Raw genomic sequence first — 20,916 nt, 5'->3', positions numbered from 1 at the left:
ACACCCGGCGGTGCCGCGGGGGTGTCCGGCCGCCGTCCGAGGGCACCGGGAAGCGTACGACCCGGCGCCCCGCCGGTGTCGCCGCGAGAGAAGGGCGGCGCGAGGTGCGGACGGTGGGAGTGGAGGAGGAACTCCTCCTGGTCGACCCGGACAGCGGCGAGCCGCGGGCGCTGTCCGGCGCGGTGCTCGCCCGGGTCGAGGCGGACGGCGCGGACACCGACAAGGACGTGTTCGAGAAAGAGCTGTTCGGGCAGATGCTGGAGTTCGCCACGCATCCGCAGACGGACATGGCGGCGCTCGGCGCGGAGATCGTGCGCTGCCGCGAGGAGGCGGCCCGGCACGCCGGGGAGATCGGCTGCGCGGTGGCCGCGCTCGCCACCTCGCCGCTGCCGGTCAGCCCGACCATCACCATGAACCGCCGCTACCGGTGGCTGGCCGACCAGTACGGCATCGCCACCCGGGACCAGCTGGTCTGCGGCATGCACGTGCATGTGGCGGTGCACTCGGACGAGGAGGGCGTCGCCGTCCTGGACCGCGTCCGCCCGTGGCTGCCCGCGCTGCTGGCGATCAGCGGCAACTCGCCCTTCTGGCAGGGGGACGACTCCTGCTACGACAGCTACCGCAGCCGGGTCTGGGACCGCTGGCCCTCGGCGGGTCCGACCGAGCTGTTCGGGTCGGCGGAGCGCTACCACCGGCTGGTCGCGGACATGGTGGCCACCGGGGTGATCCTCGACGAGAAGATGGCCTACTTCGACGCGCGGCTCTCCGAGCGGTATCCCACGGTGGAGATCCGGGTCGCGGACGTGTGCCTGCGCGCGGGCACGGCCCGGCTCGTCGCCACGCTCGCCCGCGCGCTGGTGGAGACCGCCGCCCGGGAGTGGCGGGCGGGCGGTGCACCGCCGGACCACGGGGTGAGCCTGCTGCGGCTGGCCGCCTGGCAGGCGGCGCGGACCGGGCCCCGGCAGGAGCTGCTGCATCCGCTGACCATGCGGCGGCTGCCCGCCGGGTCGGTGCTGCGCGATCTGCTCGGCCATGTCGCCGACGCGCTCGCCGACGCCGGTGACCTGGACGCGGCGCGGGAGGGGCTGGACACGCTGTTCGCGCAGGGCAACGGCGCGCGGACACAGCGTGAGCTGCTGGAGCGCACGGGGAGCCTGCGGAAGGTCGTCGCCGCGTGCGTGCGCCTCACCCAGGAGTGAGACGGCCGCGCGGGACGCTCAGCGGATCAGGACCAGGGCGTAGCCCAGCAGGCCCGCCGCGATCAGCAGGACGAGCAGCAGGATCAGGGTGAGCGGGGTCGCCGCCCAGCCCCGGGAGGTGGCCCCCGGCTCCCGCGGCCCGGCCTCGGGCATGCTGCTCTCGGCGGGCGGTGTCTCGCCGGGCGGCACTCCGCCGCCCGGTTCGAGCCCGGTCGTCCGGTCCGGGTCGGGATCTGGATTGACGTAGCTCATGACCTCCGGGTCCCCACTTCCGCCCGCCCGGACGCGCGGCTGAGACGGGCGCCACGGGATGCCCACGCGTAGCCCCGGCACCCACGGGAACTAGACAGGTGGATGAAGGGAAGGACCGTACGACGACGCCCTGCGCACGCCGGGCAGGGAAGGCGAGATGCCAACCGAGCCGCATGGGGACGACACACTGGCCACCGAGGGGATACCGAGCCGAACCGCCCGCTTCGCGGGCGAGCTGCACCATGTGACGGGTGCGCGCCTCGCCGCGGAGGAGTTCCTGGACGATCTGGCGCGCCGCGCCCTGCCGGCGGCCCCCGAGCACTGGGACGACATCCTGCTGGTGGTCACCGAACTCGCCGCGAACGCCGTGCAGTACGCGCCGGGGCCGTTCGTGCTGTGTCTGCGGCGGACCTTCGACGGGGTGCATGTGACGCTGAGCGACACCAGCACCACGCCGCCGGCGCCGCGCCCGTTCCATCCGAGCCGGGGCGGCGGCGGGATCGGCTGGCATCTGATCCACACGCTGAGCGACCAGGTCAGTGTCGTGGTGACCAGCCAGGGCAAGGACGTCCACGTCTTCCTGCCCTGGTGAACCGGTCGTCCCGGCCCGGATCCGCCCCGACCCCGCCGGGGGTCCTCAGGCCGGGTCGGGCTCCCGTGGCGGCAGGCCGTGGTAGTACTCCCCCACCCGGGTCAGATAGTCCCGGTCGAGGGTCTCGCTGTCGGTGCGGAACCGCGGCGCGTCCTTGATCTCCGCCCGGGAGCAGGCCACTTCGACCCTGCGCAGGGCCGGGTCGACGCGGCTCACCACGCCCGCGGGGACCAGCGCGCTGCGGCCGAACACCCACACGCCGGTGTCCACGACCAGGTGCCGCATCCCGAAGTGCTCCGCCTCCCGGTCCACATGGCCCACGGTGCCGTCGGCGGCGACGACGGTGAATCCGGTCAGGTCCGTCCCGCCGGTGCGGCCGGCCTCCGCCGGGTACGCCCAGATTCCCTCGATGGTCACGCTGTCCTGCCCCTCTCGCTCGGTGCCTCCACAGCAGCAACTACCCTGCGCCGACGGCGGCATTCGACGACCCGGGTCCGGGACCGGCACGTATGGCCGCCCGGTTCGGGGGTAGGCGCGGGTGCGCAGTCGCCCTTCGATGGAGGTACCCGTGTCCCATGCCCAGAACCCGCTGACCGTCGAGGTCACCCTCGTCCGGGAGGATGTCGCCCTGCTCACGGTCGAGGGCTACCTGGACGTCGACACCGCGACCGAGCTCCAGGCCCATCTGGCCAACCAGCTCCACCACGGCCGCCGGCACTTCCTGCTCGACCTGAGCGGGGTGCCCTTCATGGACTCCTCCGGCATGAACATCGTCCTGCGCGTCTACCAGGAGGTCCGGCGGCTGCCGGGCAGCGTGCACGTCATCGCGCCCGCACCGGCCGTCCAGCGGATCTTCGACCTCACCGGAGTGAGTCTCACGGTGCCGGTCTCGCGGACCGCCGAGGAGGCGCTGGCGCTGGTCGACGCACCGGTGGAACGGTCGGCCTGAGACCCGCGGGGGGCGGGCCCCGCCGGGGCGTCCGGTGCGGCCGGTGCTGTCGTTACTGGTGCGCGGACGGCCCGGTGCGGGCATGGTGGTGATCGACACGTGTGTGCGGGCGCCGTGCCCGGCCGGTGGGAGGAGGCCCGGCGGCACGGCGGGAGCGACGAGGTGCGAAAGCAGCGATCCGGGGGCAGGCGCTCGACGCCGCGGCACGCCGCCGGAGCCGCAGAAGGGAAGAGACACCGTGACACGACCCAGGATCCTGGTGGTCGGCGCAGGTTTCGCCGGAGTGGAGTGCGTCCGCCGTCTGGAACGCACCCTCTCCCCCGGCGAGGCCGACGTCACCCTGGTGACGCCGTTCGCCTACCAGCTGTATCTGCCGCTGCTGCCCCAGGTCGCCTCCGGCGTGCTGACGCCGCAGTCGATCGCCGTCTCCCTGCGCCGCAGCAAGAAGTACCGCACCCGGATCATCCCGGGCGGCGCCGTCGGCGTGGATCTGAAGGCCAAGGTCTGCGTCATCCGCACCATCACCGACCGGATCGTCGACGAGTCCTACGACTACATCGTGCTGGCCCCCGGCAGCATCACCCGTACCTTCGACATCCCGGGCCTGACCGATCACGCGTTCGGCATGAAGACGCTCGCCGAGGCCGCGTACGTCCGGGACCACGTCATCACCCAGCTCGACCTGGCCGACGCCAGCGACGATGCGGCCGAGCGGGCCGCGCGGCTCCAGTTCGTGGTCGTCGGCGGCGGGTACGCCGGGACCGAGACCGCGGCCTGCCTCCAGCGGCTGACGCACGCCGCCGTCAAGCGCTACCCGCGGCTGGACCCGACGCTGATCAAGTGGCATCTGATCGACATCGCGCCCCGGCTGATGCCCGAGCTGGGCGACAAGCTGGGCCGTGCCGCCCAGGAGGACCTGCGCAGGCGGGGCATCGAGATCTCGCTCGGGGTGTCCATCGCCAAGGCGGGTCCGGAGGAGGTCACCTTCACCGACGGGCGGGTGGTGCCCACCCACACCCTGATCTGGACGGCGGGCGTGGTCGCCAGCCCGCTCATCGCCACCCTGGGCGCGGACACGGTCCGCGGGCGGCTCGCGGTGACCGACGAGATGTGCCTGCCCGGGTACGACGGGGTGTTCGCGCTCGGTGACGCCGCGGCCGTGCCCGACCTCGCCAAGGGCGACGGCGCGGTCTGCCCGCCGACCGCGCAGCACGCGATGCGCCAGGGCAGGCGGGTCGCGGAGAACGTCGTCGCGGCCCTGCGCGGCGGGCCGATGCGCCGCTACGAGCACAAGGACCTGGGTCTCGTCGTGGACCTGGGCGGGGCGGACGCGGTCGCCAAGCCGCTGGGCGTCGAACTGCACGGGGTGCCCGCCCAGGCGGTGGCCCGCGGCTACCACCTGGGGGCGCTGCGCACCAATGTCGCCAAGGTCAGGGTCGCGACGAACTGGCTGCTCAACGCGGTCGCGGGCGACGACTTCGTCCGTACCGGCTTCCAGGCCCGCAAGCCGGCCAAGCTGAAGGACTTCGAGTACACCGACGCGTACATGACGGCGCAGCAGGTGCAGGAGTACGTCGAGAAGGCGCGTCCGCGGGCGCTGTGACGCCGCGCGGGCGGACATCGGCGCCGCGCACGGCCGGGCCGCTCCGGGCGGTCCGGCCGTGGCGTGCGATGCTGGAGAAACGGATCATCGCGAAGATCCACGGCAAGGTCCACGGGGATCGGGAGAGAGTACGGCGGCGTGAGTGCAGCGGAGGGGTCGCTCGGGACACGGCTCTGGGATCGCGTCACGGCGTCCGATCCCGGGCTGCTGAGACTGGCCGCGGGGTCGCGGACGGCGGGATCGATAGCGCTGACCCTGGCGGTGCTGACCGCGCTGCGGGTGCCGGTCCCGCATCTGGTGGCCGGTGCGATCGCCTCGATGGCGGCCACCTTCGCCATCCGGGAGAAGCAGCGCTCCCAGCAGGCGCTGACCCTGGCGCTGGGTCTGCCCGTGGCGCTGGCCTCGGTCACCCTGGGCGCCCTGCTGAACTCACGGGTGATCGCCGGTGACCTCTTCTTCGTCGTCCTGATCTTCTGCGCGGTCTACAGCCGCCGCTTCGGCGACCGGGGCAACGCGCTGGGCCTGATCGGCTTCCAGATCTACTTCATGTCGCTGTTCGTCGGCGCCACCGGGCACACGCTGCCCGCGCTGTTCGGTGTCGTCACGATCGCGTTCGCGGCCAGCGCGCTGGTGCGCTTCGTGATCGTCTACGAGACTCCGGCGGGCGTCCTGCTGCGGCTGCGCGAGGCGTTCCGGGTGCGGCTGGCCCAGTTGGTCTCGGCCCAGCTGGAGCTGCTGGACGCCGGGCCCGAGGACGCCGACAAGGCCCTGGAGGCGGTGCGCGAGGGCACCGCCCGGCTGCACGAGACGGCCCTGATGATCCAGGGCCGTCTGGAGCAGGGCACCTCCGACGAGTCCGTGGCCCGGCTGGTGCAGCGGCGCATCGCGGGTGCCGAGATCTCCGCCGAGCGGCTGGGGCTACTGCTGCTGACCGCCCGCAGCAGCGAGCGGACCGACACGCTCACCCTCCATCTGCCCGGCGCGCCCGTCCCCTCGGGCGGCCGCGAGCCGGTGCGGGAGGAGGCCACCGACACGCTGCGCCGGGATCTGCGGGCGCTGCGCATGCTGGTGCTGCGGCCGGTCGGCGAGGGCGGCGGCACCGCCATGACGCATGTGCGCAACCGGCTGCTCGGCTACCGCGACGAGGAGAACCTGCCGGCCGCCTCGGCGGCGGTGCAGGACGTCTTCCGCGGTATCGGGGAGGCCGCCCGCGCGGTGCTGGGGCTGCGGGTGGCGCTCGGCGGGCCGCAGGACGAGTCCGACGACTCCCCGGCCACCACCCGCTCCCGGGAGGAGCTGGACGCCGAGGACGCCGCCATCGAGGGCGCCGAGGCGGGCGAACAGGAGCTGGAGGAGCCCGCGGCCGGGCTGCGCCGGCCCACCACCCGGGCCGCGGTGCAGGTGGCCCTGGGGTCCGCGCTGGCCATCGTGGGCGGTGAGTTCCTCTCCAGCCAGCGCTGGTACTGGGCGGTGCTGACCTGCTGGATCGTCTTCATCAACACCTCGTCCACGGGCGAGATCCTGGTCAAGGGCTACCGCAGGCTGCTGGGCACCGTGCTCGGAGTGGTCGCGGGCATCGTGCTGGCCGGGCTGGTCGGACCGCACACCTGGCCGGCCCTGGCGCTGGTGCTGCTGCTGGTGTTCGCGATGTTCTACACGGCGCCGCTGTCGTACACCCTGATGTCGTTCTTCGTCACGGCCGCGCTGGGGCTGCTCTACACGCTGCTGCACACCTACAGCCTGTCGGTGCTGGTGCTGCGCATCGAGGAGACGGCGCTGGGCGCCGCCTGCGGGATCATCGCGGCGGCCGTGGTGCTGCCGGTGCGCACCGACCGCCGGACCGACGAACTGCTGGGCACGGTGCTGGAGCGGCTCTACGACGTCACGGGCACCGCCGTGGACCAGCTCAGCGGCGGTCCGCAGGCGGATCTGCTGGACCAGGCGCGCGATCTCGACCAGGCGCTGAGCGATCTGCGCGGCGCGGTGCAGCCGCTCACGCACCCGATCACGCCCCTGCGGGCCCGGCGCGACACCGCGCAGTACCTGCTGGCGCTGCTGGAGACATGCGCGTACCACGCGCGGTCGCTGGCCGCGACGGCCGAGCTGCTGCCGACGCATCCGTCGATAGCCGCCGATCCGCGGCTGCGGCAGGCGTGCCGCCGGATCACGCACAACATCGCGGCGCTCACCGCGCACGTGGCCGACGAGCCGGACGCCCCCGAGATCGAGACGGGTCCGAGCATCGCGTCGCTGCTGGAGTCGGGCGGCACGCCGGGCACGCCCCGCTACGGCCGGATCACCGACCGGGTGCTGCGGCATCTGCAACGGCTGGACGAGGGAGTGGTGGGCCTGGCCCGTCCGCTGGGCGTCCGGGTGCCGACGCCCAAGCGGTGAGGCGGGTCCGGGCGGGTCAGAAGTCCGTGGGCAGGTCGCTGGCGGCGGCGATGCCGCGCAGTTCTTCGGTCTCGCGGTGCCGGTCGCGGATGTAGTCGGCGATCTCCGTGAGGCGGGCCGGGTCGGCGGCGGTGGTCGCGTCGGTCACCACCCGGACCGGGCCGGTCTCCTCTATCTCCAGGACGACCAGCTCGTTGTCCAGCCGGCCGGTGACCGCGGTGGCGATGACCAGGGCGGCCTCGTCGCGTATCTGCTGGGGCAGGCCCTGCGTCTGCGGCCCGTCCAGCGGGAAGTCCGCGGTGGGCACGCCCTGCTCCCCCTGTTCGTGGATGGCGCGCAGCACCGGGTCCACCACGGTGAGCAGGAGTTCGTAGTCGTCCTCTGGCATCCGGATCCGCAGGAGGTCGAGGTACACCTCCACGGCCCGGTCGTCGGGCGGAAACTCGTCTTCGCTCATTTGCTCCGTGTTCCCCGCCCGGCGTCTCTCAGACCCGGCACCCGCGATCGGCGGCCGGTGCCCGTGCAGGCGCGCCGGGCGCACTCGCGCCACCGCCGGGCGCGGGGGTGCGCCGGGCGGTGGCGGGAGTGCGCCGGGCGGGGCCGGCCGGTCAGTACGCCTCGGGGCGGGGCCGGGTGGGGCGGCGGCCGGTCCGCTCGGTGAGCACCTCGTCGCGGACGCGGGCGCAGCTGCGGCTGATCAGCCGGGAGACGTGCATCTGCGATATGCCGAGGCGGTCGGCGATCCGGCTCTGTGTCATGTCCTCGAAGAAGCGCATATAGAGAATGGCGCGTTCGCGCTCGGGAAGGCGGCGCAGTCCCTCCTTGGCCGACTCCCGGTCGACGACGACGTCGTAGGAGGAGTCCGCGGCGCCCAGCGTGTCGGCGAGGCTGTAGCCGTCGGCGCCGGAGGACATCTCGGCGTCCAGGGACAGCGTGCTGAAGCTCTCCAGCGCCTCCATGCCGGTGCTGACCTCCTCCTCCGTGAGCCCGGTGTGGGCGGCGACGGCGGCGAGGGTGGGCTCGGGGCTGCCGGGGTTCTGGGTGAGTTCACGGCGCGCCACGCGCACCTTGTTGCGCAGTTCCTGGACCCGGCGGGGCACGCGCAGCGCCCACATGCGGTCCCGGAAGTGCCGCTTCACCTCGCCGGTGATGGTGGGGACGGCGTAGCTCTCGAAGGCCCCGCGGTCCGGGTCGAAGCGGTCGATGGCCTTGACCAGCCCCAGTGCCGCCACCTGGCGGAGGTCCTCGATGGATTCGCCGCGGTCGCGGAAGCGGCCCGCGATGCGGTGTGCCATGGGGAGCCACGCGGTGGCGAGTTCGTCGCGCACCGCGTCGCGTTCGGGCCCGTCCGGCAGCGCGGTCAGGCGCCGGAAGAGGGCCTCGGTCTCGGGTGCGTCGTCATGCGGCCGCCGGGCGGGAGCGGCCTGTTCCTCAAGAGTGCGGGAACGGCTTGCCGATGTGTCGATGAGCATGCGGATTCGCTCCTGAACGGTGGTTTCAGGGATGTACCGCGGGAGGCGGGGAACTGCCGAGCCGACCTGGAGGGCCTCGGAGCAGTCCTGCCGCTCCCGCTGGCGCGCCTCCGGTCCGAAGCACGGGGTTCCGTCTGCCCGGGGGCGGGAGGAACAAACTCCGCTTCTCCGGATTCTTCGCGGCGGGGCGGTCCGCACCGCCGTGGCGCAGCCCGGACCGGCCCGTCCGGGCGGGTCAGGTCAGGTCAGGTCAGGTCAGGTCAGGTCAGGTCAGGGAGACCATGGCACTGATGCACTTGCCGCCCGAGGGCAGGTCGGACACCTGCACGTCCCGGGCCAGCCTGCACACGATGGGCCAGCCGCGCCCGCCGCTGCGGTAGCGGCCCTGCCGGTCCAGCGGGGTGCGGGACACCGGGAGCCGGTCACTGCGGTCGCTGACGCAGACGCGCACGTCGGGTCCGACGACATCGACATGGAAGTCGGTCACCCCGCCGCCGTGCAGGATGGCGTTGGTCGTCAGTTCGGAGGCGACGAGCTGGGCGTCGGACACGGCGTGCGCGTCGCACGGCGGATGGCCCGCCCGGCAGCATTCGGTGATCACGTGCGCCACTTCCCGCCGGGCGTCGGCCGGGCGGCACGGTCCGAGGTGGTCCGGGGCGGAGGCGGGCTCCGCGACGGGGGTGGTCCGGTGCTTCTCGCACATCTCCTCGCTCCCTGTGGCTGACGGCGGAGGCTCACGGCCTCTCTGATCCGGCTAGCCGCTGTGTGCCCGGTCAAACATCCGTGCGGGACGGCGTACGCCGGGTGAAACCGAGTGAAACCGGTCACTCGACCCGCTTCGGGCGCGGGAGCACGGTCCGCGGTGGTTTAAGGTTCATCCATAAGCGGTGACGGGGTCGACCCGGCTGAAGTCCCCCGTCCATCGCCGCATACGGCCCTGGCTGGTCTCCCCCGTCCAGCCAGGGCTTTTTCATCTCCTCGCCCGCCGAGGTGCCCGTTGCGCGCGCAGCCGCCGACAATGGGCTGAGGCCCTGTCGTCACCTCCCCGCCCGCCACGCGACGCCACGCGGGCTCCCCCGGGCTCTCCGAGCAGGGGGAACCCCGCCCGCCGCACCGGCCCCGGACCCGGGTACCTCCGGTACGCGGGCCGGGCCACCGGGACACCGGGAGCACGCACCCGGCGCCGCGCGCCCCGCCCCCGGGCGGATGGCGCGAAGGCGGCGACAGGACCCAGGCACACGCGCCGATCCGGACACCACGGCGAAGGGCCAGGGGCCATGACCAAAGCGATAAAACTCCTCACCGCGCTCCCCCACAAGCAGCGCGAACGCCTCATGGAAGTCGCGCGGGAGGTCTCCTTCCCGGAGGACACCCGGATCTTCGAGCCGGGCGGCACCGCCGACCGCTTCTGGGTGATCAGGTCCGGCGCCGTCCACCTCGACCAGCAGGTCACCCCCACCCGCCGGGTCACCGTGGCCAGCCTCGGCGCGGGCGATCTGCTGGGCTGGTCCTGGCTCTTCCCGCCGTACGAGTGGGACTTCGGCGCCGAGGCCTTCAGCCGGGTGCGGGCCTACGAGTTCGACGCCTCGGCGGTGCTGGCCCTGTCCGTGGAGGACCCGCTGCTCGGCCTGTCCCTGGTGCGCACCGTCGCGGAGATCCTCGCCCACCGTCTGGAACTGACCCGGGGCAAACTGCTGGAGCAGTACACGATCCCCCGGCGGGGCCTGTAGGGCGGCGCGCCGCGCGCCTCAGATCCGGTAGCGGCGCAGCGCCGGTACGGCCGCCGCCAGGGCCAGCATCAGGACGACGACCAGGAGCCCGCCCCCGGCGACGGCCGCGCGCGGCCCGAAGAGCGAGCCGGCCGTGCCGTGCAGCACGTCGGCCAGGCGCGGTCCGCCCGCCACCACGACCGTGAAGACGCCCTGCATCCGGCCGCGCATCTCGTCGGTGGCGGCGGACAGCAGGATCGCGCCGCGGAAGACCATGGACACCATGTCGGCGACGCCCGCCACGGCCAGGAACACCACCGCGACCCAGAGATTGCGGCTCACCCCCACCCCGGCGACGGCCAGGCCCCAGGCGGTGACCGCGCCGATGACCATCCAGCCGTGGCGGCGCGCCCGGGAGAAGGTGCCGGAGAACAGGCCGCCGGCCACCGCGCCCAGGGGAATGGCCGCGAACAGCAGGCCCAGCGCGAGGCCCTCGCCGTAGGGGGCGTAGGTCTCGGCGGCGAGCTGCGGGAACAGGGCGCGGGGCATGCCGAAGACCATGGCGATGATGTCCGCGAGGAAGGACAGCAGCAGCACCTTGTGCCCGGAGATGTAGCGGAAACCGGCGGCTATCTCCCGCACCCCGGCGCGGCGCTCGGCCGGGGCCGAAAGGGGCGGCAGCGCCGGCAGCCGCCACACCGCCCACACCGTGGCGCACAGCGCCACCGCGTCGATCAGATACAGCTCAGGCAGCCCGATCACGGGTATCAGCGCGCCGGCCAGCAGCGGTCCGGCGACCAGGCCGGTCTGCATGACCGTGGAGCTCAGCGCGTTGGCGGCGGGCAGCTCCTCCTCGGGGACCAGCCGGGCGATGGAGGCGTTGCGCGCCGGGGAGTTCAGCCCGAAGAACGCCTGCTGCGCGGCGAGCAGCACCATCAGCACCACCACCGAGTCCAGCCCGGTCAGGGCCTGCGCCCAGAACAGCAGCGAGGTGACGGCGATCCCGCAGTTGGTCACCAGCAGCAGCTTGCGGCGGTCCACGGTGTCGGCGACGGCGCCGCCCCACAGCGCGAAGACCACCATCGGCACCAGACCGGCCAGGCTCGCATAGCCGACCCAGGCCGAGGAGCCGGTGATGTCGTAGATCTGCTTGGGCACGGCGACCGCCGTGAGCTGGCTGCCGACCGCGGTGACGATGGTGGAGGACCACAGCCTGCGGTAGGCGGGGATGCGCAGCGGACGGGTGTCCATGGCCCAGCGGCGCCAGCCCCGCCGGGCCTGCCCGGCCGGGCCGGGGGTGCCGCCGTCGCGGGCCGGGCTGCTGCTGTCGGTGCTCTCGCTGGTGTCCACGGGGTTCCTGGTTGCTCGTTACATCTTTCTGTCCGGGTTCACTATCGCAGCACAGACCGTCCCGTTCGCACCCGTCCGCGGTACGGCGGGGGCCGCGGGCACCGCCCCGACGGGCCGATCCGGCCATGTGCGGATTGTGCGAAGGTCCGGCGGGTGCCGGGGAGCGCCGTTTGGCGTGGCGGCGGCAGGTGACCCGACGGCGAGCACATACGGCCCGAGACACGGACTACTTTCGATCGCAGGTGACTTTTCTTCATGGAGAACTGGCGAGAACACGCCGCGTGCCGCCACGAGGACCCCGACCTGTTCTTCCCGATCGGCACCACCGGTCCGGCACTGGTGCAGACCGAGCAGGCCAAGGCGGTGTGCGGCCGATGTCCCGTCCGTGAGGAGTGTCTGCGCTGGGCGCTGGACACGGACCAGACCATCGGCGTGTGGGGCGGGACGGGCGAGGACGAGCGGCGCGCGCTGCGGCGGCGCCGTGCCGTGGCCCGCCGCCGGCAGGGCTGACCGCCCGGCCCGGTACGGCTACTCCCCCGCCGGGGAGGCCGGGGACCACGGATCCCTGGCCTCCCCGGTCCGTACGCCGTCCCGTGCTCCGGGCGCCGCCTCGTCGGGGGCCGCGGGCAGGCGGAGGGTGAAGACGCTGCCCGCGCCCGGCTCGCTGGCCGCGGCGGCGGTCCCGCCGTGGGCCTCGACCAGCTGACGGACGATGGCCAGCCCGAGACCGCTGCCGCCGGTGCGGCGGCTGCGGGACTTCTCCGCCCGCCAGAACCGGTCGAAGACGTGCGGCAGGTCGTCCGGCGCGATACCGGTGCCGGTGTCGGCCACCGTGAGGACCACCGTGCCGCCGTCGCGGTGCGCGGCCAGGGTGACGGTGCCGTCCGCGGGGGTGTGGCGCAGCGCGTTGGAGACCAGGTTGCCGAGCACCTGCCGCATGCGGACCGGATCGGCGTCCAGGCAGGGGCCGTCCGCGCGGTCGGTGCGCAGCGTGACCCCGGCGGCGCGGGCGGCGACCCGGTGGGCCGCCGCGACCTGGTCGAGCAGGTCGCGGGCGCCGAGCGGCTCCCGGTGCAGGCGCAGGGTGCCGGCGTCGGCGGCGGCCAGGTCCTGGAGGTCGTCGATGACCCGCTGGAGCACCAGCGCCTCGTCGTGCAGGGAGGACAGCAGGGCGGGGTCGGGGTCGACGAGGCCGTCCCGGGCCACCTCCAGCCAGCCGCGGATGTTGGTGAGCGGGCTGCGCAGTTCGTGCGCGATGTCGCTGACCATCGCCTTGCGCTGGGCCTCCAGGCGTTCGCGGCGTTCGGTCAGCGCGTTGAACGCCTGGGCGAGCAGCCCGGTCTCGTCCCGGGTGGTGACGGGTACCCGTACATGCTGGTCCGGGGGCTGGCGGGCGGCCTCGGTCAGGGCGCGCAGCGGGCGTACGAGCCGGCCGGCGACCACGGCGGTGACGGCGACCGTGACGGCCAGCACCAGACCGGCGGCACCGATGATCTTCGCCTTGTTGGCGGGCGACATGACGAAGCGGGTGGCGGCCCGGTCCCCGCCGCCCAGGAAGAGCTGGGCGGCGGGGGCGACATAGGGGTCGAGCTGGTCCCGGTAGGCGTCGTCGGCGCACTGCTGAGCCTTCTGCTGGGCCTTCTGCCGGCTCTCCCGCCGCTCCTTCGCGGTGGCATCGCCGCCCGCTCCCAGGGCGCCCTTGTAGAAGTAGCGGACGGCGGTCCTCGGGACGAGGTAGCGGCCGACGGGCCCGGGATCGAACTCCAGGGCGCCGAGGTCCGGGTCCAGGCCGGCCCGCCCGACGCAGGCGCGGGCCCGCCGGGTCACGTCGTCCAGGGCCCTGCGCTCGGTGGCCGTGGGGGTGTTGAGGGCTCCGTCGGCGCACTCCTCCGGCACCTCGGCCACACCGCGGGTCCCGTCGTCGGAGACCAGGTAGGGGCGTCCGCCCGGGGTGTACCGGACCGTGGTGGGCACGCCGTTGGCCGCGAAGCAGCTCCGGCGCTTGACCGCCACCTGGTCGAGCTGCCGGCGTTCACCGGCCGGCAGCGCGTAGGGGCCGACCGCCCGCGGGTCGATCCCGCTGAGCTGGGCGCCGCGCTGGGTGTAGGTGTCGGTGTGCAGGGGGTCGACGGTGGCGGCGGGGCTGGGCGGCAGCGGGCTGCCGGGCGGCGCGGAGTCGGCGACCAGGGTGCGGTCGGCGGTGGTGAGGGCGACCCGGCGGCCGGTCTGCGCGGCGAGCCCGCGGACGGTGGCCGCGACGCCGCTCCAGTCGCGGTGGGTGGCCGCGTAGCCGCTCAGCCGGGCCAGGATGGCGACGTCGTCGGCGAGGTCCTGGCCCTGCTCCTGCCGCAGGGCGCTGGTGGTGGTCTGCACCGCCAGCCAGGCGGTCGCCGCCACCGAGCAGCCGGCGATCAGGACGGAGGCGACCAGCAGCCGCACCAGCAGCCGTTTGCGCAGCGGTATGCCGCCGCCCGGCCCGGCCTTCTTCCGCACGCCACCGCGCCGTTCAGCCCTCCTCACGCCGCCGCGCTGTTCAGCTTGTAGCCGACGCCGAAGACGGTCAGCAGCCGTACCGGGCGGCGCGGGTCGTCCTCCAGCTTCTTGCGCAGGTTCATGATGTGCACGTCTATGGCCCGTTCGGTGGAGGCGCGGTCCAGGCCGCGGGTGTGGCGCAGCAGTTGGTGCCGGGTGAAGACCCGGTCGGGTTCGCCGGCCATGGCGAGCAGGATCTCGAACTCGGCCGGGGTGCACACCACCGGCCGCCCCTCGCACCGCACCTCGTGCCGCACCGGGTCGACGGCGAGCCCGGCGGCGCGCAGCACGGGGTCCTCGCGCCGCTCGGGGGCCCGCCCGCTGCGGCGCAGCACGGTCCGGATCCGCGCCATCAGCTCGCGGGGGCTGTACGGCTTGGTCATGTAGTCGTCCGCGCCCAGTTCCAGGCCGAGCAGCACGTCGTCCTCGGTGTTGCGGGCGGTCAGCATCAGCACCGGGACGTCGTCGTCCCGGCGCAGTTCCCGGCAGACCCCGAAGCCGTCGAGCACCGGCAGCATGAGGTCCAGGACGACCAGGTCGGGCCGGTGCAGCCGGGCCGCCTCCAGGGCGGCCCGGCCGTCGTGGACCACGGTCGCGGTGTGGCCCTCCAGCAGCAGGGACCGGCGGATGAGTTCGGCCTGCATCTCGTCGTCCTCGGCGACCAGCACATGTGCGCACACCTGGCGGATCCTAAGCGGTCGGCGGGCCGGGGACGGCACGGCGGTGGCGGGTGATCATGTGTCGACCATGGCCGACACATGTGAGGAAGCCGTCAGGTCCGGCCGTCCGGCGTCCTCGGACCCGCCACCGTCAGGGGGCGGCCGGCTTCCCCGCGGTCTCCAGCCAGGTGCGCATGAGCGTGCCCAGGTCCTTGCCGGAGATCCGCTCGGCGAGCGCGGTGAACTGGGCCGTGGTGCCGTGCCCGCCGCGGTGGTCCGTCGCCCAGGCGCGCAGGATCCGGAAGAAGGCCCGGTCGCCGACGGTCCGGCGCAGTTCGTGCAGGGTCATGGCGCCGCGGGCGTAGACGGGCGTGTCGAAGATGTTCTCGCCGCTGCCCGGGTCGCCGGGCGGGAAGGCCCACAGCCGGTCGCCGGCCGGGCGGGCGTACAGCGCGTCGAACTCCTGCTGGGCGCTGTCGCCGCCGTGCTGCTCGGTGTAGAGCCACTCGGCGTAGGTGGCGAAGCCCTCGTTGAGCCAGATGTCCTGCCAGCGGGTCAGCGAGACGGAGTCCCCGAACCACTGGTGGGCACTCTCGTGGACGAGGGTGGAGAGGTCGGGCGCGGAGTCGTACAGGGGGCGGGTCTGGGTCTCCAGGGCGTAGCCGACGTCCGGGGCGTGGTCGACGATGGCTCCGGCGGCCCTGAACGGGTAGGGCCCGAAGAGTCCGCTCTCCCAGTCCAGGACGGCGGGCAGTTGCCTCACCACGGGCGCGGCGGCCTTCGCCTCGCGCGGGTCGACGGCGTTGTAGACCCTGATCCCGCCGCGGGTGGTGAACTGCTCGACGCGGAACTTCCCGATGGTGGCGGTGGCCAGGTAGGCGGCCATGGGCTCGCTCTGGCGCCAGCGGTAGGTGGTGCGGCCGTGGGCGGTGCGGCTGCCCAGGAGGACGCCGTTGGCGACGGCGGTGTGCCCCTGCGGGACGGTGAGGGTGAAGTCGTACGACGCCTTGTCCAGCGGGTGGTTGTTCGCCGGGAACCAGGTCATGGCGCCCTGGGGTTCACCGGCGACGAAGGCGCCGTCGTCGGTGGGGATCCAGCCGTCCGGCGAGCCGTCGGGGTCGGTGACCGGGCCGGGGGTGCCGCTGTAGGTGACGGCGACCTGGAAGCGGTGGCCGGGGCGCAGGGCGGTGCGCGGGGTGACGACGAGTTCCTGGCCGTCGCGCCGGTAGGACGCCTTGACGTGGTCGACGCTGACCCCGGTGACCTTCAGGCCCTTGAGGTCGAGGTCGAAGCGGGTCAGCCGGGCGGTGGCGCGGGCGGTGAGGACGGCGGTGGCGTCGAGGTGGCGGGCGGCCGGGTCGTAGCGCAGCGTCAGGTCGTAGTGGGAGACGTCGTAGCCGCCGTTGCCGGCGAGCGGGAAGTACGGGTCGCCGGCGCCGGGCGCGCCGGCCGCGGCGGGGCGGGCGGGTGCGGTGCCGTGGGTGACGGGTCCGGCGGCCGCGGGTCCGGCGGCCGCCAGCAGGGCCGCGACGGCGACGGGGACGGTGGCGGTCACGGCGCGGGGGACGGGCTGCTTCCTGGGGGGCGTCACGGTTCTCCTCGGAGGATGGGCGGCGCATGATCAAACGCCCTCAGGGTAGAGCCGGTACGGCGCCGGTTCGCCCTGCCGCGGGTCAAGTCGCCCGCGGGCCGGGCCCGCCCGTCCCCCGCCGGGCGAAGGGGGCGGGCCCGCCGGGCCCTTCAGGCGGTCTGTGCGGCCGCGGCGCGGCCGGCCGCGCGGCCGGAGAAGAGGCAGCCGCCGAGGAAGGTGCCCTCCAGGGCGTTGTAGCCGTGCACCCCGCCGCCGCCGAACCCGGCCACCTCGCCCGCCGCGTACAGGCCGTCGACGGGTGTGCCGTCCGGGCCGAGCGCGCGGGAGTCGAGGTCGGTCTGGATGCCGCCGAGGGTCTTGCGGGTCAGGACGTGCAGTTTGACGCCGATCAGCGGGCCGGCCTCGGGGTCGAGGATGCGGTGCGGGGCGGCGACCCGGCCGAGCCGGTCGCCGATGTAGCGGCGGGCGTTGCGGATGCCCTGCACCTGGGCGTCCTTGCTGTACGGGTTGTCCAGCTGGAGGTCGCGGGCGGTGATCTGGCGGCGCACCCGGGCGGCGTCGAGCAGGGGCCGGTCGGTGAGCCTGTTCATCTTCTCGACGAGTTCTTCGAGGGTGGCGGCGACCACGAAGTCGGCGCCGTGCCGCAGGAAGTCCTGGACCGGTCCCGGCGCGCCCTTGCCCAGCAGCCGGTCGCGCAGCACCGCCTTGCGGTCCTTGGCGGTGATGTCGGGGTTCTGCTCGGAGCCCGAGAGGGCGAACTCCTTCTCGACGATCCTGCGGGTCAGCACGAACCAGGAGTGGTCGTGGACGGCGAGGTCCTCGGTGGTGCGCAGGTGCCGCAGGGTGCTCAGGGTGTCGTAGCCGGGCAGGCAGGGGTCGGGCAGCCGGCGGCCGAGGGCGTCGAGCCAGACCGAGGAGGGGCCGGGCAGGATGCGGATGCCGTGTCCCGGCCAGATCGGGTCCCAGTTGCGGATCCCCTCGGTGTAGTGCCACATCCGGTCGCGGTTGACCAGCCGGGCACCGGCGGCGGCGCTGATGTCGAGCATCCGGCCGTCGACGTAGGCCGGTACGCCGGTGACCATGCGGGCGGGCGGGGTGCCCAGGCGCTCGGGCCAGTGGCGGCGGACGATGTCGTGGTCGGCGCCGATGCCGCCGCTGGTGACGATCACGGCCTGGGCGGTCAGTGCGAAGGCGCCGCGCTCCTCGCGGCTGGAGGCGACGCCCCGGGGCGCGTCGTCGGGGGCGAGGAGGGTGCCGCGTACGCCGCGCGCCGCGCCGTTCTCCATGACGAGTTCGTCCACCCGGTGCCGGTGGTGGAAGGTGAGCAGCCCGTCCTGGGCGGCCCGGTGCGCGTACGCGGCGAAGGGGGCGACCACGCCGGTGCCGGTGCCCCAGGCGATGTGGAAGCGCGGTACGGAGTTGCCGTGGCCGTCGGCCCGCAGGTCGCCGCGCTCGGCCCAGCCGACCGTGGGCAGCAGGGTGATGCCGTGTCCGGCCAGCCAGGAGCGCTTCTCCCCGGCCGCGAACTCGACGTAGGCGCGGGCCCAGCGCATGCCCCAGCTGTCCTCGTCGTCGGGCCGGTCGAAGCGGGCGCTGCCCTGCCAGTCGTTCCAGGCGAGGTCGAAGGAGTCCTTGACGCCGAGGCGCCGTTGCTCCGGGGAGTCCACGAGGAACAGCCCGCCGAAGGACCAGTACGCCTGGCCGCCGAGGTTGGCGGCGTTCTCCTGGTCGACGAGGGCGACCTTGCGGCCCCGGCTGGTGAGTTCGTGCGCCGCGACCAGGCCGGCGAGGCCGGCTCCGACGACGATGACATCCGCGTCCATGGCGGGGGTTCCCTTCTCAGTGCGTCGGTGCGGCGGTGCCGCCGTCGGTGAGCAGTGCGGTGAGCAGGTGCCGCAGCCAGGCGCGGGCGCCCTCGACGTCCTTGTCCAGCAGGAGCTGGACGGTGACTCCGTCGTAGGCGGCGACGACCGCGCGGGCGGCGCCGTCCGCGCCGCCGAGGACCGCGGGCAGCGGGGTGCGGCCGTGCGCGCGCTCCAGCCGTTCGGCGATCGCGCCGCGCAGCCGGGCCCGGTGCCGGCGCAGGGTCTCGGCCACGGCGCCGTCGCGGGCGGCGTGCACCAGGAAGTCCGTCTTGACCAGCAGCCAGTCCACGTCCAGCAGGAGGACGTCGGTGACCCGGTCGACGGCGGCAGGCACGTCCAGGTCCGGTCCGTCGAGGGCGAGGGCCCCCGCGACCTGGTCGGCGATGAGTTCGGCGCGCTCGCGGTAGAGGGCGAAGAACAGCTCGTCCAGGGTGGTGAAGTTGGAGTAGAAGGCGCCCCTGCTGTACCCGGCGGCCTCGCAGACCTCCTCGATCGAGACCCGGCCGAAGCCCTTGGCCGCGAAGACCCGGAACGCGGCGCCGAGCAGATCGGCCCGGGTGCGCGCCCGGCGCCTGCTCAGGCCCGGCGGCGGCGCGGGCTCCCGCGGCGGCTCCTGTGTCATGGCTCTGCCACCCCCTCGTGGATACATGAATGTATCCGATACGGCGATGTATCCACAGGGGTGCGGGCGGATCGGTGCCGGATCCGCTCCCGCGACCGGTTCACCGGCGCCCGCCTCCCGCGCGGCCGGGGCCCATCCGCTGTGGCGGGCCTCACATGTGACGAGAAGTCGGAAATGGGCGCCGAGCGACGATAAGCGCGTCAACGGACCGTCGGCTTCCGACTAATCTTTGATCTTCCTTCACGTTCCCTTGACCAAGGAATGACGTTTTCATGAACATAGCTCCGCCGGGCCGTTCGGCCCGACGAGCACGCGGGACCACCGGCACGCTGCCGCGCGCCGCGGTCCTCGCCCTGTCCCTCGCTCTGCTCGGCACCTCCGCCGCGGCCGCTCCCCTGGCGCCGGCCCCGGACGTGCCGTCCCGCCCGGCCGCCGCGCCGGGCCCCGCCGCCGACGTCCCCGCCGCGCTCGCCGCGGCCCGGCGCTCCGGTACCCGGGTGGAGGCGCTGTCCGAACGCGGCACCGCCGCCACGACCTGGGTCAACCCGGACGGCTCCCTGACCACCGAACTCACCGCAGGACCCGTCCGTTTCGACCGCGACGGCACCTGGGTGGCGGTCGACACCGACCTGACCGAGCGCGCCGACGGCAGTGTCGGCGCCAAGGCGCACCCCGCCGCGCTCACCCTCGCGGGCGGATCCGGCGGCCGCGCCCGGTCGCTGAGCGCCGCCCGCACCGCACCGGCCCGCGACCTCGTCACCCTCGGCGAGGGCGACCGGCAGATCACCCTCCAGTGGAAGGGCGGCCTGCCCGCCCCCGCGCTGGAGGGCAACCGCGCCACCTACGCCGAGGCCGTACCGGGCGCCGACGTGATCGTGGAGGCGACCCGCACCGGCTTCGAGCAGTACGTCGAGATCAAGCGGCGCCCGGCCACCGCCGACTACAGCTACACCCTGCCGCTGCGCACCAAGGGGCTGCGGGCCGCCCAGCAGCCCGACGGCAGTGTGCTGTTCACCGACCGCAGGACGGGCCAGGAGCGCGCCGTCATGCCCGCGCCCGTCATGTGGGACGCGACCGTCGACGCGCGTTCGGGCGAGCACACCCGCCGGGTGCCGGTCGCCATGCGGGTCGAGCAGAAGGGCTCCTCGGTCGACCTCGTCGTCACCCCGGACCCGGCCTTCCTCGCCGACCCGTCGACGCGCTACCCGGTGACCGTCGACCCGTCGACGTCCGCGCTGAGCAACGTCTTCGACACCTATGTGCAGCAGGGCGAGACCCGCGACTGGTCCACCGACACCGAACTCGACTTCGGCAACCCGGGCACCAAGAACGCCAACGGCACCCCGCGCACCGCGCAGTCGTACCTCACCTGGGGCACCGCGCCCGTCGCGGACGCCCTGGTGAGCAGCGCCCGGCTGAGCCTGTGGAACTTCCACTCGGCCAACACCGACTGCAAGGCCCAGCCCTGGCAGGTGTGGGCCGCCGACGAGGCCACCACCGCGAGCCGCTGGACCAACCGGCCCAAGATGCGTACGCGGTACGCCACGTCGACCGAGACCAAGGGCAACCCCGCCTGCGGCGCGGACGGCTGGATCAACGCCGACGTCACCTCGCTCGTGCAGTCCTGGGCCTCGGCCGGGGCGCCGCGCTCGACCATGGGCCTCACCGCGGCCGACGAGTCGTCCGTCGCGCAGTGGAAGCGGGTCAACTCCGCCAACGCCACCAGCAATCCGCCCAGGCTCACGGTCACCTACAACTTCCGGCCCCGGTCCGGGAACAACCGCCAGGCGGGTCCGCCGTTCGCCAAGGACGCCTCGGGCACCTGGCAGGTCGACACCACCACGCCGACCCTGCGGGACACCTTCTCCGACAAGGACGGCGACCGGGTCGACGGCACCTTCGAGATCGTCGACGCCGCCACCGGCAAGCAGGTGGGCGAGCGGCTCGTCTCCCCCTATGTGGAGTCCGGGCGGGCCGCCGCGGTGACCGTGCCCGACGGGCTGCTCAAGGACGGCCGCACCTACCGCTTCCGCACCAGCCCGTACGACGGCACGCACTACAACCTGGCCTGGTCCGACTGGGCGGCCTTCACGGTCGACACCGGGCGCGCCCCCGCCGCGCTGCCCG

18 protein-coding genes and 1 pseudogene are annotated in these 20,916 nt (G+C 73.9%); 8 read left to right on the top strand and 11 right to left on the bottom strand.

Annotation, left to right across the window (positions count from 1 at the left end):
- The first annotated feature begins 104 nt into the window (after window positions 1-104).
- Window positions 105-1,199, top strand: coding sequence for a glutamate--cysteine ligase (locus B086_RS0121830; protein ID WP_026252647.1), 1,095 nt, complete (start codon window positions 105-107; stop codon window positions 1,197-1,199).
- 18 nt (window positions 1,200-1,217) lie between these two features.
- On the opposite strand, the gene B086_RS0121825 is transcribed toward B086_RS0121830, so the two are convergent.
- Entirely contained in the window at window positions 1,218-1,451 is a 234-nt protein-coding gene (locus B086_RS0121825) for a DUF6480 family protein (protein WP_018568555.1), read from the bottom strand.
- A gap of 157 nt (window positions 1,452-1,608) precedes the next feature.
- Between B086_RS0121825 and B086_RS0121820 the strand changes: the two genes are divergently transcribed.
- On the top strand, window positions 1,609-2,043 hold the full coding sequence (locus tag B086_RS0121820) for an ATP-binding protein (RefSeq protein ID WP_018568554.1): 435 nt from the start codon (window positions 1,609-1,611) through the stop codon (window positions 2,041-2,043).
- Window positions 2,044-2,088: 45 nt separating this feature from the next.
- On the opposite strand, the gene B086_RS0121815 is transcribed toward B086_RS0121820, so the two are convergent.
- Window positions 2,089-2,460 (bottom strand): hypothetical protein, encoded by a 372-nt coding sequence (locus B086_RS0121815; protein ID WP_018568553.1) that lies wholly within the window; start codon window positions 2,458-2,460, stop codon window positions 2,089-2,091.
- Window positions 2,461-2,611: 151 nt separating this feature from the next.
- On the opposite strand from B086_RS0121815, the gene B086_RS0121810 reads away from it, so the two are divergent.
- From B086_RS0121810 to B086_RS0121800, 3 genes are all read left to right on the top strand, one after another.
- Complete coding sequence (locus B086_RS0121810) at window positions 2,612-2,992, top strand: STAS domain-containing protein (RefSeq protein ID WP_018568552.1); 381 nt, start codon at window positions 2,612-2,614, stop codon at window positions 2,990-2,992.
- 259 nt (window positions 2,993-3,251) lie between these two features.
- Window positions 3,252-4,595, top strand: coding sequence for an FAD-dependent oxidoreductase (locus B086_RS0121805; protein ID WP_018568551.1), 1,344 nt, complete (start codon window positions 3,252-3,254; stop codon window positions 4,593-4,595).
- 138 nt (window positions 4,596-4,733) lie between these two features.
- The gene (locus B086_RS0121800) at window positions 4,734-6,989 is read left to right on the top strand and encodes an FUSC family protein (protein WP_026252646.1); all 2,256 of its coding nucleotides are present in this window, start codon (window positions 4,734-4,736) and stop codon (window positions 6,987-6,989) included.
- A 16-nt stretch (window positions 6,990-7,005) separates the two neighbouring features.
- Here B086_RS0121800 and B086_RS0121795 read toward each other — a convergent pair whose 3' ends face one another.
- The 3 genes from B086_RS0121795 to B086_RS0121785 all read right to left on the bottom strand — a co-directional run bounded on the left by B086_RS0121795 (window position 7,006) and on the right by B086_RS0121785 (window position 9,164).
- A complete protein-coding gene (locus tag B086_RS0121795; RefSeq protein WP_018568549.1) occupies window positions 7,006-7,446 on the bottom strand; it encodes a hypothetical protein in 441 nt (146 codons plus the stop codon).
- 151 nt (window positions 7,447-7,597) lie between these two features.
- Window positions 7,598-8,461, bottom strand: a complete 864-nt coding sequence (locus B086_RS0121790; RefSeq protein WP_018568548.1) for a SigB/SigF/SigG family RNA polymerase sigma factor — start codon at window positions 8,459-8,461, stop codon at window positions 7,598-7,600.
- 265 nt (window positions 8,462-8,726) lie between these two features.
- A complete protein-coding gene (locus tag B086_RS0121785) occupies window positions 8,727-9,164 on the bottom strand; it encodes an ATP-binding protein (protein WP_018568547.1) in 438 nt (145 codons plus the stop codon).
- 574 nt (window positions 9,165-9,738) lie between these two features.
- On the opposite strand from B086_RS0121785, the gene B086_RS0121780 reads away from it, so the two are divergent.
- Complete coding sequence (locus B086_RS0121780) at window positions 9,739-10,191, top strand: cyclic nucleotide-binding domain-containing protein (protein ID WP_026252645.1); 453 nt, start codon at window positions 9,739-9,741, stop codon at window positions 10,189-10,191.
- An 18-nt stretch (window positions 10,192-10,209) separates the two neighbouring features.
- On the opposite strand, the gene B086_RS0121775 is transcribed toward B086_RS0121780, so the two are convergent.
- On the bottom strand, window positions 10,210-11,520 hold the full coding sequence (locus B086_RS0121775) for an MFS transporter (RefSeq protein ID WP_018568545.1): 1,311 nt from the start codon (window positions 11,518-11,520) through the stop codon (window positions 10,210-10,212).
- 255 nt (window positions 11,521-11,775) lie between these two features.
- Between B086_RS0121775 and B086_RS0121770 the strand changes: the two genes are divergently transcribed.
- Window positions 11,776-12,030: a WhiB family transcriptional regulator gene (locus tag B086_RS0121770; RefSeq protein ID WP_018568544.1), complete on the top strand. Its 255-nt coding sequence runs from the start codon at window positions 11,776-11,778 to the stop codon at window positions 12,028-12,030.
- 18 nt (window positions 12,031-12,048) lie between these two features.
- Here B086_RS0121770 and B086_RS0121765 read toward each other — a convergent pair whose 3' ends face one another.
- The 5 genes from B086_RS0121765 to B086_RS0121745 all read right to left on the bottom strand — a co-directional run bounded on the left by B086_RS0121765 (window position 12,049) and on the right by B086_RS0121745 (window position 18,789).
- A complete protein-coding gene (locus tag B086_RS0121765; RefSeq protein WP_018568543.1) occupies window positions 12,049-14,013 on the bottom strand; it encodes a sensor histidine kinase in 1,965 nt (654 codons plus the stop codon).
- 23 nt (window positions 14,014-14,036) lie between these two features.
- Window positions 14,037-14,732, bottom strand: a complete 696-nt coding sequence (locus tag B086_RS0121760; RefSeq protein ID WP_026252644.1) for a response regulator transcription factor — start codon at window positions 14,730-14,732, stop codon at window positions 14,037-14,039.
- 130 nt (window positions 14,733-14,862) lie between these two features.
- Complete coding sequence (locus tag B086_RS0121755) at window positions 14,863-16,302, bottom strand: M1 family metallopeptidase (protein WP_051115888.1); 1,440 nt, start codon at window positions 16,300-16,302, stop codon at window positions 14,863-14,865.
- A 149-nt stretch (window positions 16,303-16,451) separates the two neighbouring features.
- A complete protein-coding gene (locus tag B086_RS0121750) occupies window positions 16,452-18,125 on the bottom strand; it encodes an FAD-binding dehydrogenase (RefSeq protein ID WP_018568540.1) in 1,674 nt (557 codons plus the stop codon).
- Between the two features lie 16 nt (window positions 18,126-18,141).
- Complete coding sequence (locus B086_RS0121745; protein ID WP_018568539.1) at window positions 18,142-18,789, bottom strand: TetR/AcrR family transcriptional regulator; 648 nt, start codon at window positions 18,787-18,789, stop codon at window positions 18,142-18,144.
- A gap of 272 nt (window positions 18,790-19,061) precedes the next feature.
- Here B086_RS0121745 and B086_RS45560 point away from each other — a divergent pair.
- Window positions 19,062-20,909: pseudogene (locus B086_RS45560) on the top strand (DNRLRE domain-containing protein); the annotation flags it as partial.
- Between the last annotated feature and the right edge of the window lie 7 nt (window positions 20,910-20,916).

This window comes from Streptomyces sp. PsTaAH-124 (assembly GCF_000373685.1).
GTDB classification, from domain to species: domain Bacteria; phylum Actinomycetota; class Actinomycetes; order Streptomycetales; family Streptomycetaceae; genus Streptomyces; species Streptomyces andamanensis.
This window is presented reverse-complemented; position numbering and strand designations above follow the sequence as displayed.

Bases quoted from the DNA above. Each gene is read 5' to 3' on its own strand.
- B086_RS0121825 (WP_018568555.1), bottom strand. From the start codon at position 1,451: ATGAGCTACGTCAATCCAGATCCCGACCCGGACCGGACGACCGGGCTC.
- B086_RS0121820 (WP_018568554.1), top strand. From the start codon at position 1,609: ATGCCAACCGAGCCGCATGGGGACGACACACTGGCCACCGAGGGGATA.
- B086_RS0121795 (WP_018568549.1), bottom strand. From the start codon at position 7,446: ATGAGCGAAGACGAGTTTCCGCCCGACGACCGGGCCGTGGAGGTGTAC.
- B086_RS0121790 (WP_018568548.1), bottom strand. From the start codon at position 8,461: ATGCTCATCGACACATCGGCAAGCCGTTCCCGCACTCTTGAGGAACAG.
- B086_RS0121785 (WP_018568547.1), bottom strand. From the start codon at position 9,164: ATGTGCGAGAAGCACCGGACCACCCCCGTCGCGGAGCCCGCCTCCGCC.
- B086_RS0121780 (WP_026252645.1), top strand. From the start codon at position 9,739: ATGACCAAAGCGATAAAACTCCTCACCGCGCTCCCCCACAAGCAGCGC.
- B086_RS0121770 (WP_018568544.1), top strand. From the start codon at position 11,776: ATGGAGAACTGGCGAGAACACGCCGCGTGCCGCCACGAGGACCCCGAC.
- B086_RS0121750 (WP_018568540.1), bottom strand. From the start codon at position 18,125: ATGGACGCGGATGTCATCGTCGTCGGAGCCGGCCTCGCCGGCCTGGTC.
- B086_RS0121745 (WP_018568539.1), bottom strand. From the start codon at position 18,789: ATGACACAGGAGCCGCCGCGGGAGCCCGCGCCGCCGCCGGGCCTGAGC.